13 protein-coding genes are annotated in these 13234 nt (G+C 64.2%); 6 read left to right on the top strand and 7 right to left on the bottom strand.

Annotation, left to right across the window (positions count from 1 at the left end; translation table 11 throughout):
• Positions 1-17: 17 nt before the first annotated feature.
• Genes ABE528_RS25690 through ABE528_RS25700 form a run of 3 tightly spaced genes read right to left on the bottom strand, consistent with a single transcriptional unit; the run spans position 18 to position 2657 of the window.
• Positions 18-599, bottom strand: coding sequence for a TetR/AcrR family transcriptional regulator (locus ABE528_RS25690; RefSeq protein ID WP_346654441.1), 582 nt, complete (start codon positions 597-599; stop codon positions 18-20).
• A gap of 12 nt (positions 600-611) precedes the next feature.
• Complete coding sequence (locus ABE528_RS25695) at positions 612-1460, bottom strand: 3-hydroxybutyryl-CoA dehydrogenase (RefSeq protein ID WP_346654442.1); 849 nt, start codon at positions 1458-1460, stop codon at positions 612-614.
• Positions 1461-1472: 12 nt separating this feature from the next.
• A complete protein-coding gene (locus tag ABE528_RS25700; protein WP_152956126.1) occupies positions 1473-2657 on the bottom strand; it encodes an acetyl-CoA C-acyltransferase family protein in 1185 nt (394 codons plus the stop codon).
• A gap of 168 nt (positions 2658-2825) precedes the next feature.
• Here ABE528_RS25700 and ABE528_RS25705 point away from each other — a divergent pair, with 168 nt between their 5' ends.
• Complete coding sequence (locus tag ABE528_RS25705; protein ID WP_346654443.1) at positions 2826-3872, top strand: AraC family transcriptional regulator ligand-binding domain-containing protein; 1047 nt, start codon at positions 2826-2828, stop codon at positions 3870-3872.
• Here the strand turns inward: ABE528_RS25705 and ABE528_RS25710 are convergent.
• A complete protein-coding gene (locus ABE528_RS25710; protein WP_346654468.1) occupies positions 3841-5292 on the bottom strand; it encodes a catalase in 1452 nt (483 codons plus the stop codon). The genes ABE528_RS25705 and ABE528_RS25710 overlap by 32 nt on opposite strands.
• A 227-nt stretch (positions 5293-5519) precedes the next feature.
• Entirely contained in the window at positions 5520-6062 is a 543-nt protein-coding gene (locus ABE528_RS25715) for a WYL domain-containing protein (RefSeq protein WP_346654444.1), read from the bottom strand.
• Between the two features lie 410 nt (positions 6063-6472).
• On the opposite strand from ABE528_RS25715, the gene ABE528_RS25720 reads away from it, so the two are divergent.
• Together ABE528_RS25720 and ABE528_RS25725 are read left to right on the top strand one after the other, a co-directional pair.
• Entirely contained in the window at positions 6473-6718 is a 246-nt protein-coding gene (locus tag ABE528_RS25720) for a type II toxin-antitoxin system Phd/YefM family antitoxin (RefSeq protein ID WP_186604409.1), read from the top strand.
• Positions 6708-6989 (top strand): type II toxin-antitoxin system RelE/ParE family toxin, encoded by a 282-nt coding sequence (locus ABE528_RS25725; protein WP_346654445.1) that lies wholly within the window; start codon positions 6708-6710, stop codon positions 6987-6989. The genes ABE528_RS25720 and ABE528_RS25725 overlap by 11 nt, the downstream gene beginning before the upstream one ends.
• Here ABE528_RS25725 and ABE528_RS25730 read toward each other — a convergent pair.
• A complete protein-coding gene (locus ABE528_RS25730; RefSeq protein WP_152956131.1) occupies positions 6986-7894 on the bottom strand; it encodes a LysR family transcriptional regulator in 909 nt (302 codons plus the stop codon). The two genes, ABE528_RS25725 and ABE528_RS25730, sit on opposite strands and share 4 nt — an antisense overlap.
• Before the next feature lie 156 nt (positions 7895-8050).
• Between ABE528_RS25730 and ABE528_RS25735 the strand changes: the two genes are divergently transcribed.
• From ABE528_RS25735 to ABE528_RS25745, 3 genes are read left to right on the top strand one after another with little or no spacing between them, the layout of a single operon-like run.
• Positions 8051-9355 carry an MFS transporter gene (locus ABE528_RS25735; RefSeq protein WP_346654446.1) on the top strand — a complete coding sequence of 435 codons (1305 nt, stop codon included), beginning with the start codon at positions 8051-8053 and terminating at the stop codon, positions 9353-9355.
• 30 nt (positions 9356-9385) lie between these two features.
• Positions 9386-10627 (top strand): Zn-dependent hydrolase, encoded by a 1242-nt coding sequence (locus tag ABE528_RS25740; RefSeq protein WP_346654447.1) that lies wholly within the window; start codon positions 9386-9388, stop codon positions 10625-10627.
• Positions 10627-11649, top strand: a complete 1023-nt coding sequence (locus ABE528_RS25745) for a histone deacetylase family protein (RefSeq protein WP_346654448.1) — start codon at positions 10627-10629, stop codon at positions 11647-11649. The genes ABE528_RS25740 and ABE528_RS25745 overlap by 1 nt, the downstream gene beginning before the upstream one ends.
• A gap of 12 nt (positions 11650-11661) precedes the next feature.
• On the opposite strand, the gene ABE528_RS25750 is transcribed toward ABE528_RS25745, so the two are convergent.
• Complete coding sequence (locus ABE528_RS25750) at positions 11662-13086, bottom strand: PLP-dependent aminotransferase family protein (protein WP_346654449.1); 1425 nt, start codon at positions 13084-13086, stop codon at positions 11662-11664.
• Between the last annotated feature and the right edge of the window lie 148 nt (positions 13087-13234).

The following is a 13234-nucleotide window of genomic DNA, read 5'->3' on the forward strand; positions in this document are numbered from 1 at the left end:
GAACAGGCCGACACAGGTTAACCCAAGGTCCGCTCGATCCCGCCAACCAGCAGGCTCTCCATCAACCCCAGCCCCTGTTCCTCAGGCAAGCCCTTGAGCATCCCCGGCAACTGGTTGAGCAAGGTCGCCACGACATGCGCCGTCGCCACCAACGCCTCGCCCTGCAACCTCGCCCGTGGCGCAATCAGCCGCAGCAACCCCGCCTCGTAGCGCTTGCGCAGCAACCCCAGGCGCGCCTGCTGTTCCTCACTCAGGCAGCACAAATCTCGCTCAGCCAGGCGAAACTGCATGGGCCGCTCGGCATGCAGCTGCCAATGCGCGGTAATCAGGCAACCCATCGCCGATGCCCCACGGGCCATGGCCCGGCGCCCTTGTTCCAAGGTCGCCTGCAGTTCCTCGTACAGCTCCTCGATCAGGTCGAACAGCAGGTCCTGCTTGCTGGGAAAATGGTGATACAGCGAGCCGGCGGTCAGGCCCACATGCGCCGCCAGCTCGCGCATGCTGACCTGGCCAAAGCCCTTTTCGGCGAACAGCGCCATGGCCCGGTCGCGTCGCTCTTCGAAGTTGGCACAGCGCATCGCGGCATTGACCGGGGGCATGGCGTACGCTCCTCAGTAGGTGAAGAAGCCGCGGCCGCTCTTGCGGCCCAGCCAGCCGGCCGCGACCATTTCCTTGAGCAGCGGGGCAGGGCGGTATTTGCTGTCGTTGAAGCCTTCATGGAAGGCCTCCATGATCGCCAGCAGGGTATCCAGGCCGATCAGGTCGGCCAGGGCCAGCGGGCCGATCGGCTGGTTGCAGCCCAGGCGCATGCCGGTGTCGATGTCTTCGGCACTGGCCAGGCCTTCCTGGCGCACGAAGATCGCTTCGTTGATCATCGGCACCAGGATGCGGTTGACCACGAAGCCCGGGCGGTTGCCGGCGGTGATCGGCGTCTTGCCAAGCTTCTCGGTGACCACCAGCGCCTGGGCATAGGTGCTGTCGCTGGTCTGCAGGCCGCGAATGATCTCGACCAGGGCCATCATCGGCACCGGGTTGAAGAAGTGCACGCCGATGAAGCGCTCAGGGTGCTCGATGCTGGCGGCCAGCTGGGTCACCGACAGCGACGAGGTGTTGGTGGCGATCAGGCAGCCGGCGGCAACGTTGGCCGCCACCTGCTGCAGGATGCGCTGCTTGAGCTGCAGGTTCTCGGTGGCCGCCTCGATCACCAACTGCGCGCTGCTCAGCTGGGCGTAGTCGGTGCTGGTGCGGATACGGGCTTTCGCGGCCTCGGCGCGCTCGGCGTCGAGCGTACCCTTGCTCACCTGGCGCTCCAGGTTCTTGCGCAAGGTGGCCACGCCACGCTCCAGCGCGGCGTCGGAAACGTCCACCAGCAGGACCTGGTAGCCGGCCACCGCGCACACCTGGGCAATACCATTGCCCATGGTGCCGGCGCCGATCACGGCAATCTGTTCAATCGTCATGGTTCAGTTCCCTCAGACGCGCTCGAAGACCACGGCGATGCCCTGACCGCCGCCGATGCACATGGTGGCCAGCGCGTAGCGGCCCTGGATGCGTTGCAGTTCGTGGATGGCCTTGGTGGCGATGATCGCACCAGTGGCACCGACCGGGTGGCCGAGGGAGATGCCCGAGCCGTTCGGGTTGACCTTCTCCGGGTCGAAACCGAGCTCGCGGGCCACGGCGCAGGCCTGGGCGGCGAAGGCTTCGTTGGACTCGATCACGTCCAGGTCGGCGACGTTCAGGCCGGCCTTTTCCAGCACCTTGCGGGTCGCCGGGATCGGGCCCAGGCCCATCAGTTCCGGCTCGACACCGGCGTGGGCATAGGCCACCAGGCGCGCCAGCGGCTTCAGGCCCAGGCGGCGCACGGCGTCGCCGGTGGCCAGCACCAGGCCGGCGGCGCCATCGTTGATGCCGCTGGCGTTGCCAGCAGTGACGGTGCCGTCCTTCTTGAACACGGTCTTCATGCCGGCCAGCTGCTCGGCAGTGACATCGGCGCGCACATGCTCGTCGACGGCGAACTGCACGGTGCCTTTACGGGTTTTCAGCTCCAGCGGCACGATCTGGCTGTCGAAGCGGCCTTCGGCCTGGGCGCGGGCGGCGCGGCGCTGGCTGGTCAGGGCCAGTTCGTCCTGCATTTCGCGGCTGATGCCCTGCTGGGCGGCAACGTTCTCTGCGGTGATGCCCATGTGGAAATGTTCGAACGGGTCCTGCAATACGCCGACGGTGTAGTCGATGCCTTGCAGGTCACCCATGCGCGCGCCCCAGCGTGCCTGCGGCAACAGGTACGGGCCGCGGCTCATGGACTCGGCACCGGCGGCCAGGGCCACGTCGGCATCGCCCAGCTGCAGGCACTGGGCGGCCGAGACGATGGCCTGCAGGCCCGAACCGCACAGGCGGTTGACGTTGAAGGCCGGGGTTTCCTTGGGGATGCCGGCGTTCATCGCCGCTACCCGCGACAGGTAGGCGTCGCGTGGCTCGGTGGGGATGACGGTGGCCATCACCACATGGCCGATCTGGTCGGCGGCCACGCCGGCACGCTCGATGGCGGCGCGGGTCACGGCGGTGGCCAGGTCGGCCAGTGGCAGGTCCTTGAGGGAACCACCGAAACCACCGATGGCGGTACGGACGGCACTGACGACGTAGATTTCTGCGCTGCTCATAGAGGCTCCGATTGCGAAGGCATGGCGGGAGCGGGCCAGGCTCTGCGAGAATGGCCGGCGATCCCGAGGTGGGTTCGAGTCTAGGCAAAGGCTCTGTTGCAGCCTATGCCGGATCTGTTCAGTCAACCTGGCATTTTTTGCCACTCAGCATAGACAGCGAATTCCGCCATGCGCGATAGCGATTCGGTCGCGGTGTACTTTCTCAATGCCATGTTGCATGCCCTGCGTGGCCAGCCCGAAGTGCTGGAGGCACGGCTGCGAGGCGTGGGCATCGACCCGGCCTTGCTCGGTCAGGCCCAGGCGCGGGTACCGGCCAAGGCCTTTGCCCGTTTGTGGCTGGAAATGATCGAGTTGCTGGACGACGAGTTCTTCCGCCTCGACAGCCATGGCATGCCGCTGGGCAGCTTTGCCCTGATCTGCCGTGGCTTGATCCAGGAACCCAATCTGGAGAAGGCCCTGCGCCAGTGCATGAGCAGTTTCGCCCTGTTCCTGCGCGACCTGCGTGGCAGCCTTACGCTGCGCGGGGGGCGGGCGGTGATCAGCGTGCAGTCGACGATCGCCGACCCACTGACCCGGGTGTATGCCGAGGAAACCTACCTGGTGCTGATGATCGGCCTGCTGTGCTGGCTGGCCGGGCGGCGCATTGCCATCGACCGCACGGAGCTGGCAGTGGCGCGCCCGGCCCAGGACGATGACGCGCTGCTGTGGGGGCCGGACCTGCGCCTGGGCAGCGGGCGTACCGAAGTCGAGTTCGACAGTGCCTGGTTGCGCTTGCCGGTGGTGCAGGACCTGGCGGGGCTGAAGACCTTCCTGCGCAGCGCGCCCCAGGGCCTGGTGATCCGCTTTCGCAATCAGAATGGCCTGGTTGCCGAGGTCTATCGCCATTTGCGCGCACGCCGCTATGGGCAATGGCCGACCCTGGCGGCCATGGCTGAGCAGCAGGGGATCAGCGCCAGCACCTTCCGCCGCCAGCTGGAGCGCGAAGGGCGCTCCTACCAGCAGATCAAGGATGAAGTGCGCCGGGCGATGGCCTTCGAGCGATTGCGCGAAGGCACGCTGAGTATTGCCGAGATTGCCGAACAGGCTGGCTTTCAGGAGCCCAGCGCGTTTCACCGGGCGTTCAAGAAATGGACGGGGCAGAGCCCGGGCAGCTATCGGGCCAGGCTGGCCGGGCTAGCCAACCTCAATCCTGCAGGTCGGCCGCCAGCGCCTTGACCCGCGCCAGGTCACCCTCTGCGATTTTTGTCACCCGTGCCCCATACTCGGCATCGGCTTTGTACAGGAACGACAGGATGATGTGCTTGCTCTGCTCATCGGCAACAGCCAGCGACTGGCCAAAGCTGTTGACCAGGTCGCGCTGCTCGCTTTTCGAGTAAGCGCGGTAAAGGTCACCGGCCTGCTTGAAGTTCTGCTCGCGGGTGATGCCCTGTTGCTGGGTGGTGCCGCTCAAGGCAAGTTGACTGTAGCGTGCCGAATCGGTGGTGCTGCGCGGCTGCAGGCGGCTGGGCTGGTAGTTGACCATGTCGCGGGTGCGGTTGGGGTTGAGTGCGCCGTCCTGGTTGCCATTGTTGACGGCTGACCGCGGCTGGTTGATCGGCAGGCTGCCAGCGTTGGCGCCGACCCGGTACATCTGGGTGTCGGCATAGGAGAACAACCGACCCTGCAGCAAGCGGTCTTCGGAGGGCTCGATACCCTTGATCAGGTTGGACGGTGCCAGGGCGACCTGCTCGGTTTCCTGGAAGAAGTTGCCGACATTGCGCTTGAGTACCATCTGCCCGACCCGACGCTCGGGCACATCTGGCCAGACTTTGGTGGCGTCCAGCGGGTCGAAGTCGAAATCTGCCAGCTGTTCAGGGCGCAGTGTCTGGATGTAGAGATCCCACTTGGGATAGTCACCACGGGCAATGGCGCCGACCAGGTCCTCGGTCATGTGGCTGAAGCTTTTGCCCTGGATCTTCTCGACAGCCTTGGGGTCGAGGTTTTCCTGACCTTGCAGGCTCTTCCAGCGGAACTTCACGTAGGTAGGTTCACCTTTGGCGTTAACGAACTTGTAGGCGTGCACGCTGTTGCCATCCATGTGCCGATAGCTTTTGGGCGTGCCTTCGTTGGAGTACAGCAGGGTCAGGGTGCGCGTGGCCTCCGGCATGTGCGAGAACAGGTCGAAGCGCCGGGCATCGTTGCCCAGGTTGTTGCGAGGGTCGGGCTTGAAGGCGTGGACCATGTCCGGGAACTTGATGGCGTCGCGGATGAAGAACGTGGGGAAGTTGTTGCCGACCAGGTCCCAGTTGCCGGTAGTGGTGTAGAAGCGGGTGGCGAAGCCTCGCGGGTCGCGCAAGGTTTCTGGCGAGTGCAGGCCATGCACGACCGACGAGAAGCGCACGAAAACCGGGGTCTTTTCGCCGGGGGTGAACAGCGGCGCCGAGGTGAGTGCGGACAGGTCTTCGGATGCGGTGAACTCGCCATGGGCGCCAGTGCCGCGGGCGTGCACAACGCGTTCGGGGATGCGTTCGCGGTCGAAGCGTTGAAGCTTCTGGATCAGCTGTACATCTTGCAGCAGGGTCGGGCCAGTGTCCCCGGCTGTCTGGGAGTGCTGGTTGTCGCCGACGGCCGCGCCGTTGTCGCGGGTCAGGGGCATGGCCAGCAACGCAGGGCTGGCAAGAACGGTTGCGCACAGCAGTGTCAACGCAGGGCAGTTGGGGCGGGTCAGATGCATGGCAGCGGCACTCACTTGATCAAGGGAGTGCCGATGCTAGTCATGCTGCAAGCACCTCACAGTAAGGCTGTTCGGCTCATGCTGTATGACAATTCACTGCTCTTACTCAGTGGATGGTCACTGGGTGAGGGTGACCTGGGTCGAGCCCTTCAATAACCGTCGTCGTTCAGGGCTAGGCTCTGACGCAGCTGTTCGATCATCGACATGCGCAGCGTTTCTGGAGCCTTGACCCGGATCGAGCCGGCTTGGGATAGCAGCCAGCCCATCAGCGCACGGCTGTCCTCAACCGTGGCCGCGAGCATCGCGCCGCCGTTGTCGTGAGGGGCCAGGCGCATGTCCTCGGACAGCGGCTGGTCTACCAGGCGGCGGGCGAGACCATCGTCGACCCAGGCCTGCAGTTCGATCTGTTGCGAGGGGGTGAGTACATCTGGCTGCAACTGCTGGGCCGCATCCAGGCTCAGGCCCGGCTGCCAGTACCAGCCGTACGGCATGCCCTTGCTGTTGCAGTGCAATGGGAACAGTGTTGCCAGCTCGTTAAGGTCACGCTCGACGGTACGCTTGCTGGTCTGGTGGCCGGCCTTGGCCAATGCGGCCTGCAACTGGGTGGAGCTCATCCCGGGATGGCGATCGGGCAGCAACTTCAGCAACTGCCATTGTCGGGCGATGGTGTGGCGGGTCGGGTGGCTGGGCACGAGAGCTTCATCCTTGAAGGCCGGGTACGGGGCGTACCTGAGTGATGGCATATGGCTATTGCGATAGCATACTCCTTCAGCAGATGGGATCCAAGTTTCGCGGGATCGACGGTTGTTGTGGGGTAGTGTAGGAGGGGACCGTTTCAAGGCTGGCAGATGCCAGCCGCAGCATCTTCAGCGCCTATGAACTCAAGCCAGGTACCCCAAAAAACAACTCAATCCAGGCGAATAACCCATTTACCGCCGAGGCTGCCATCTTTCAACGCCCGTAGCGCCTCGGGCAGTGCGAAAGCATAGCCGGGCGGCTTTGCGGCGCATTGCCGGCTTGCAGGCAATGCGCTTGCGCAGTTGCGGGTTGTTTGTATCCTATATATGGACCAAAATATGGTCCTCTATAAAGGGTGGAAAAAATGCAGAACATCTTCGCTAACGTGGCCGTAAGCGTGTCGGAGCTGAAAAAGAACCCGTCGGCCGTGATGACCGGCGCAGCGGGCATGCCCGTCGCTGTGCTCAATCACAACCGAGTGATGGGTTACATGGTGCCGGCCGAATTGTACGAAGCCATGATGGAGCGCCTGGAAGATCTTGAACTGAGCGAGCTGGCCAAATCGAGGTTGGGCGAAAAGGGCGTACCGGTATCTCTGGATGACCTATAAGCTCGAATTCCTGCCATCCGCGCTGAAAGAGTGGGGCAAGATTGGCCACACCGTGCGCGAGCAGATCAAGAAGAAGCTTGGCGAACGCCTGCAGTCACCCAAGGTCCAGGCCGATGCACTGCGCGACATGCCGAACCACTACAAGATCAAGCTCAAGGCTTCAGGGTATCGCCTGGTCTATCGAGTCGAGGATGAGCGAATCGTCGTAGTGGTGGTTTCGGTTGGCAAGCGTGAACGTGGAGAAGTCTATCGCGCGGCTCAAAAGCGTTAGGCCAAGCTCTGCTGCAACGCCTCGATAAACACCTCTTCCGCGCGACTCAACCGCTGTTCCCTGTTCCACAACAGGTGAATATCCACATCGGCAATCCCTTCCTGCGGCGGCAGCTTCCACAGCAACCCTGCCGCCACATCCGGCGCCACCACATGCTCGGGCAGGCAGCCGATGCCGAACCCGGCAATCACCAGCCGGCGTACCTCTTCCAAGCTCGGCGATGACGCCACGATCCGCCCGGAAAACCCTTGCTGGTCGCGGAAGATGGTCAGCGGCGACAGCATGCCGCCAATCTGGTCGCTGGTGAAACTGACGAAATTCTCCCGCTGCAGATCGCCCTCGGCCTGGCCGAACAGGGCGTGGTGCTTGCCGCAGAAAAACGCATAACGCTGGCGCAGGAACAGCCGTTGCTCCAGGCGTGGCTGCGGCCGGCGATTGAGGCTCAGGCCCGCCGTGGCGGTCTTTTCCTGCAAGGCGGCGACGATGTCCGAGCTGCGCATCACGTCGATTTCCAGGTCCACCCGCGGGTGCTGGTGGTGGAAGTCCGCCAGAAAGTCATCAAAGCGCTCGCTGACGATGCGGCTGATCATCAGCAAGCGTACCTTGCCCACCAGTTCATCCGCCGGTTGCTCCAGCAGGCCGCCGATCTGGGACATTTGCCCATACACCTCGCCAGCCAACTGAAACAGCTGCTCGCCCATGTCGGTGAGCACGAAGCGTGGCCCGCGGCGGGCGATCAGTTGGCGGCCGAGCTGTTCCTCCAGGCGTTTGAGCGCCTGGCTCACGGCCGGTTGGGTCAGGTGCAGGCGCGCGGCGGCGCGGCTGATGGACAACTCCTGGCCGATCACCCGGAAGGTGCGCAGCAGGTTCCAGTCGAGGCGGTCGTTGAGCAGGCGGTCGGACATGGCAGGCTCGATGATAAGCAGGGCTAATAGTGCGAATAATAAATAGAAAATTGACTAATCATAGCCCCGGGACGATAAATCGCAGTCAGAGCGCCACCAGAGCGCCACCGTGACCCCCCTCAACTCCTGCCAGAAAAACAAGCAAAGGAGCCCCCCATGAAGCCCACCGCTTCGCCCCAGCCGCGCCGCGCTGCCGCCGCCGCGTTCATCGGCACCATGATCGAGTGGTACGACTTCTACATCTACGCCACCGCCGCCGCCTTGGTGTTCGGCGCGTTGTTCTTCCCCTCCGACGACAGCTTGTTCAGCACCATGGCCGCGTTCGGCACCTTCGCCGTGGGCTTTTTCGCCCGGCCGCTGGGTGGCATCGTCTTTGGCCATGTAGGCGACCGCATCGGGCGCAAGAAGTCGCTGGTCATCACCTTGTTGATGATGGGCATCGTCACCGTCTGCATCGGCCTGTTGCCGACCTACGCGCAGATCGGCGCCGCCGCACCGGTGCTGCTGATCATCCTGCGGGTGATCCAGGGCATCGCCGTGGGTGGCGAGTGGGGCGGCGCGGTGCTGATGGCCGGTGAACATGCGCCCAGGGGCCGGCGCAATTTCTTCGCCTCGTTCGCCCAGCTGGGCAGCCCGGCGGGCCTGATCCTGTCACTGCTGGCCTTTGGTGCGGTGACTCGCTTGCCCGAGGAAGACCTGATGAGCTGGGGCTGGCGCGTGCCGTTCCTGGCCAGCGCGCTGTTGCTGCTGGTGGGGCTGGCGATTCGCCTGGGGGTCAACGAGTCACCCGAATTCATCGCCAGCCGCGAGCAGGCGGCGAGGGCTCAGCGCAAGGAGCAGGCACCGGTACTGGAAGTGCTGCGCACCGCCTGGCGCCCGCTGCTGCTGTGCATCGGCGCCAACACCCTGGGCATTGCCGGGGTCTATTTCACCAACACCTTCATGATCAGCTACACCACCCAGCAACTGCACCTGGAGCGCTCGCTGATCCTCGAATGCCTGTTCTTCGTGGCGGTCATCCAGTTCTGCGTACAGCCGCTGGCCGCCTGGTTATCGGAAAAGCTCGGCGCCACCCGCTTCCTGGCTTTGGTCGCGCTGCTGGCAATGGCTTCGCCGTACCCGATGTTCGTGCTGGTCAGCTCCGGCCAAGGCCCGCTGATCGTGCTCGGCATCGCCCTGGCGGCGGCCTGCATGGCTTCGTTCTACGCGGTAATCGCTGGCTACGTCAGCGGCATGTTCGAAACCCGCGTGCGTTACACCGCGATCTCCTTGGCCTACCAGGTGTGCGGTGCCATCGCGGGCGGCCTGACGCCGCTGATCGGCACCTGGCTGGCCCACAGCTTCACGGGCCAATGGTGGCCGATGGCGGTGTTCTACACCCTGATCGCCACTATTTCGCTGGCCTGCGTGCTCGCCCTGGCGCGCCAGTACGCCCGTAGCCAGCGCCTGGAACTGGCCTGATCGATCTACCTGACTCTGGAGTACCCGCACATGTTGAAAAGCAATGGCGAGCGCCTGTGGGCGAGCCTGATGGCCATGGCCGAAATCGGCGCCACCGCCCGCGGCGGCAGCTGCCGCCTGGCCCTGAGCGACGAGGACAAGGCTGGCCGCGCACTGTTCAGCCACTGGTGTCGCGAGGCCGGCCTGACGCTTAGCGTAGATGCCATCGGCAACCTGTTCGCCCGCCGCGCCGGCAGCGATCCGCACGCGGCCCCGGTGATGATGGGTAGCCACCTCGATACTCAGCCCGAAGGCGGCCGCTTCGATGGCGTCTATGGCGTGCTGGCCGGCCTTGAGGTGGTGCGCCGCCTCAACGACCTGAACATTCAGACCCGCAAGCCGCTGGAAATCGCCGTGTGGACCAACGAGGAGGGTGCTCGCTTCACCCCGGCCATGTTCGGTTCGGCGGTGTTCACCGGCAGCCTTGCGCTGGAGCAGGCCCTGGCCATCCGTGATGCGCAAGGCATCAGTGTTGCCGATGAGTTGCAGCGCACCGGCTACGCAGGTCAGCGCCCATTGGGTGGCAAGGTCGATGCCTATTTCGAGGCCCACATCGAGCAAGGCCCGATCCTCGAAGACAACGCCAAGGCCATCGGCGTGGTCAGCGGTGGTCAGGCCATCCGTTGGCTGGATGTGACCGTCGAGGGCATGGCTGCCCACGCCGGCACCACGCCGATGCCGCTGCGCAAGGACGCCCTGTATGGCGCCGCGCGGATGATCCAGGCGGTCGAACAACTGGCCGCCGACTTCGCCCCGCAAGGCCTGACCACCGTTGGCGAACTGTCGATCGCTAAATCCTCGCGCAACACCATTCCTGGGGTGCTGCGCTTCACCGTCGATCTACGCCACCATCGCGACGAAGCCATCGAAGCCATGGAGCGCGACCTGACCCTGAAGCTGCAGGCCATCGCCAACCAGCGCGGCCTGCAGGTGCGCATAGAGCGCCACTGGGTCAGCCCGGCCACGCCGTTCGATGCCGACTGTGTAGCTGCCGTGCAGCAAGCGGTAGACGGCCTCGGCTATGCCCAGCAGTCCATTGTCAGCGGCGCTGGTCACGACGCCATCCTGCTGGCCCGCTACTGCCCGACGGCCATGGTGTTTATCCCCTGCGTCGGCGGCCTTAGCCATAACGAAGCCGAAGACGTGTTGCCCGAGGATGCCCGCCAGGGCGTCGACGTACTGCTCAACGCCGTGCTGGCCCGCGCCGGCCAAGCCGAACAAGGAGACGCCTGATGCGTTGCTACTTCCATCCCGAACAGCTGCTGCACCACCCGCGCAGCTACTACTCGCGCGGCGCCATGCGCACCCCGCAGGAAGTCCCCGAACGTGCCCAGCGCCTGCTGCTGGCTGCCAAGGACCTGGGCTTCGACATCCGCCAGCCCGACGATGCCGGCCTGGCGCCGCTCAAGGCCGTGCATGGCGAGGCCTACCTGGCGTTCCTGGAGGAGGCCCATGCGCGCTGGAAGGAAGTGCCCGAAGACTGGGGCGACGAGGTGATGTCGAACATCTTCGTCCGTGAGCCCAATGCCTTGCGTGGCATCCTCGCCCAGGCCGGGCGCTACCTGGCTGACGGCAGCTGCCCGGTGGGCGAGCACACCTGGCGCTCGGCCTACTGGTCGGCGCAGAGTGCAGTGGCCGGGGCCCAGGCCATTCTCGATGGTGAGTCAGCTGCCTATGCGCTGTGCCGGCCACCGGGGCACCATGCGCGGTTCGATGCGGCCGGTGGGTTCTGCTACATCAATAATGCTGCCGTGGCGGCGCAGGCCCTGCGCAACCGTTACAGCCGGGTGGCGATTCTCGATACCGACATGCACCACGGGCAGGGGATTCAGGAGATTTTCTACGAGCGCAATGATGTGCTGTACGTGTCGACCCATGGTGACCCGACCAACTTCTACCCTGGGGTGGCCGGGTTCGAGGACGAGCGCGGCAGTGGTGCCGGGGAGGGGTACAACCTCAATCTGCCGATGGCCCATGGGGCCAGCGAGGCGGACTTCATGGGGCAGCTTGAGATTGCCCTGGATGCGCTGAAGGACTTTCGCGCCGAGGTGCTGGTGCTGTCGCTCGGGTTCGATATCTACGAGCTGGATCCGCAGAGCAAGGTGGCGGTGACGACGGAAGGATTTGCTGCGTTGGGTGAGCGGATTCGGGCGTTGTGCTTGCCGTGCCTGATTGTCCAGGAGGGGGGGTATCACCTGGAGAGCCTGGAGGCGAATGCGCAGGCGTTTTTTGCGAGCCAGGTTGACTGGCGGTAGGCGACACAATCCCTACAACCCACCCCGGCGCACATGCTTCACCAGCACCTTTTCCAACAATTCCCACATCGCCGGATCGGTACTGAACGCCACATTGAACCGCATCCAGCCGGTGGCCTTGGCATCGACCATGAACAACTGCCCAGGCCCGAGCATGATGCCTTTCTCCAAGGCATCATCCAGCAACGCCGCGCTGTCCGGAATCGCCGGGTGACGGGTCCAGATATACATCCCTTCATCCGATTCGGTGAACAGTTCAAAGCCCAATCGATGCAGATGCCGGCCAACTTCCTGATGCGCCTCGGCCAAACGCTGGCGCAGGCGCTTGAGGTGCTTGCGCCAGCGCCCGTCAATGATCGCGGCATACACGACCCGCTCCATCACCTGCGAAGTGGTCAGGCCCGAGCGCATCTTCAGGTGCAGCAACTTCTGCGACAGCTGCGGGTTGGCCAGTAAATAGCCGACCCGCACGTTGGGCGAGATGCTCTTCGAATAGCTGCCCACGTACACCACCTGCTGCAGGTGGTCGAGGCTGGCCAGGCACGGCTGCGGCTCGGCGACCATGTCGGCGTACAGGTTGTTCTCCACCAGACGGAAGCCATGCTGGCTGGCCAGTTGCAGCAGACGGTGCAGTTGCGCCAGCGGGGTGCGTGAACAGGTCGGGCTGTGCAGGTGCGGCTGGGTGAAGAACGCGGTAGGGCGGTGGTGTGCCAGCAAGTGTTCGAGATGATTGAGGTCGTAACCGTTTGGCGTACGTGGCACGCCGATCAAGGTCGCGCCCTGGGTGCGCAGGATACTCATCAGGTTGGGGTAGCCGGGGTCGTCCACCAGCACCACATCACCCGGGCGTACCAAGGTCCGCACGGCCAGGTCCAATGCCTGGCTGGCGCCGTGGGTCAGCATCAGTTGCGCCGGATTGCAGACGATCGACAGTTCCTGCTGCAGGTTCTGCGCGGTGAGTGCGCGCAGCTCCGGCAAGCCCATCGGGTCGCCGTAGCCAGACAACTCCAGCGGGCTGCCAGCGACCTGGCGCAAGCCACGGCGCAGGCCTTCTTCATACATCCAGTCGTTGGGCAGCCAGCCGCAGCCGGGCTTGAACGGCAGTTGGCGGATCTCGAAGATCTGCTGCAGGTACCACTCCGAATTGAACGTCGGGCGGCCGGTCTCGGCCTCACTGTTCTGGCTTTCAAGCAGCTCGTTCGCCGCACGATTGACGAAGAACCCCGCATTGCCCTTGCTCACCAGCAGCCCTTGGGCGACCAGGCGGTCATACGCCTCGACCACGGTGAAGGTGCTCACCGAATAACTCGCGGCGAAGGCGCGGATCGACGGGACCTTGGCGCCGGGCTTGAGGGTCTGGTTATCGATCAGCTCGCGCAGGCCGTCAATGATCTGGTTGACCAGCGGCGTGGAAGAGTCTGGATGTAATTCGAACATTCGGGGCCTTCAGGAGTGCGTAACGCCAAGCGCCAGCGGGGTGTATTGCATCGGCGGCCTGTACAGTGCAGTGCGAGATTCATGCCACTGTGCATGGCTCTCTACGTCGGACATTTTTACATTAGGTGTCAGATATCGCCACATAAAG

The organism is Pseudomonas sp. TWI628 (genome assembly GCF_039673865.1).
Taxonomy (GTDB): Bacteria; Pseudomonadota; Gammaproteobacteria; order Pseudomonadales; family Pseudomonadaceae; genus Aquipseudomonas.

Excerpts from the sequence above, each read along its gene's own strand:
- ABE528_RS25705 (WP_346654443.1), top strand. The coding sequence starts at position 2,826 with ATGCGCGATAGCGATTCGGTCGCGGTGTACTTTCTCAATGCCATGTTG.
- ABE528_RS25725 (WP_346654445.1), top strand. The coding sequence starts at position 6,708 with ATGACCTATAAGCTCGAATTCCTGCCATCCGCGCTGAAAGAGTGGGGC.
- ABE528_RS25750 (WP_346654449.1), bottom strand. The coding sequence starts at position 13,086 with ATGTTCGAATTACATCCAGACTCTTCCACGCCGCTGGTCAACCAGATC.
- ABE528_RS25720 (WP_186604409.1), top strand. The coding sequence starts at position 6,473 with ATGCAGAACATCTTCGCTAACGTGGCCGTAAGCGTGTCGGAGCTGAAA.
- ABE528_RS25700 (WP_152956126.1), bottom strand. The coding sequence starts at position 2,657 with ATGAGCAGCGCAGAAATCTACGTCGTCAGTGCCGTCCGTACCGCCATC.
- ABE528_RS25730 (WP_152956131.1), bottom strand. The coding sequence starts at position 7,894 with ATGTCCGACCGCCTGCTCAACGACCGCCTCGACTGGAACCTGCTGCGC.
- ABE528_RS25695 (WP_346654442.1), bottom strand. The coding sequence starts at position 1,460 with ATGACGATTGAACAGATTGCCGTGATCGGCGCCGGCACCATGGGCAAT.
- ABE528_RS25690 (WP_346654441.1), bottom strand. The coding sequence starts at position 599 with ATGCCCCCGGTCAATGCCGCGATGCGCTGTGCCAACTTCGAAGAGCGA.
- ABE528_RS25710 (WP_346654468.1), bottom strand. The coding sequence starts at position 5,292 with ATGCCCCTGACCCGCGACAACGGCGCGGCCGTCGGCGACAACCAGCAC.
- ABE528_RS25735 (WP_346654446.1), top strand. The coding sequence starts at position 8,051 with ATGAAGCCCACCGCTTCGCCCCAGCCGCGCCGCGCTGCCGCCGCCGCG.
- ABE528_RS25745 (WP_346654448.1), top strand. The coding sequence starts at position 10,627 with ATGCGTTGCTACTTCCATCCCGAACAGCTGCTGCACCACCCGCGCAGC.
- ABE528_RS25740 (WP_346654447.1), top strand. The coding sequence starts at position 9,386 with ATGTTGAAAAGCAATGGCGAGCGCCTGTGGGCGAGCCTGATGGCCATG.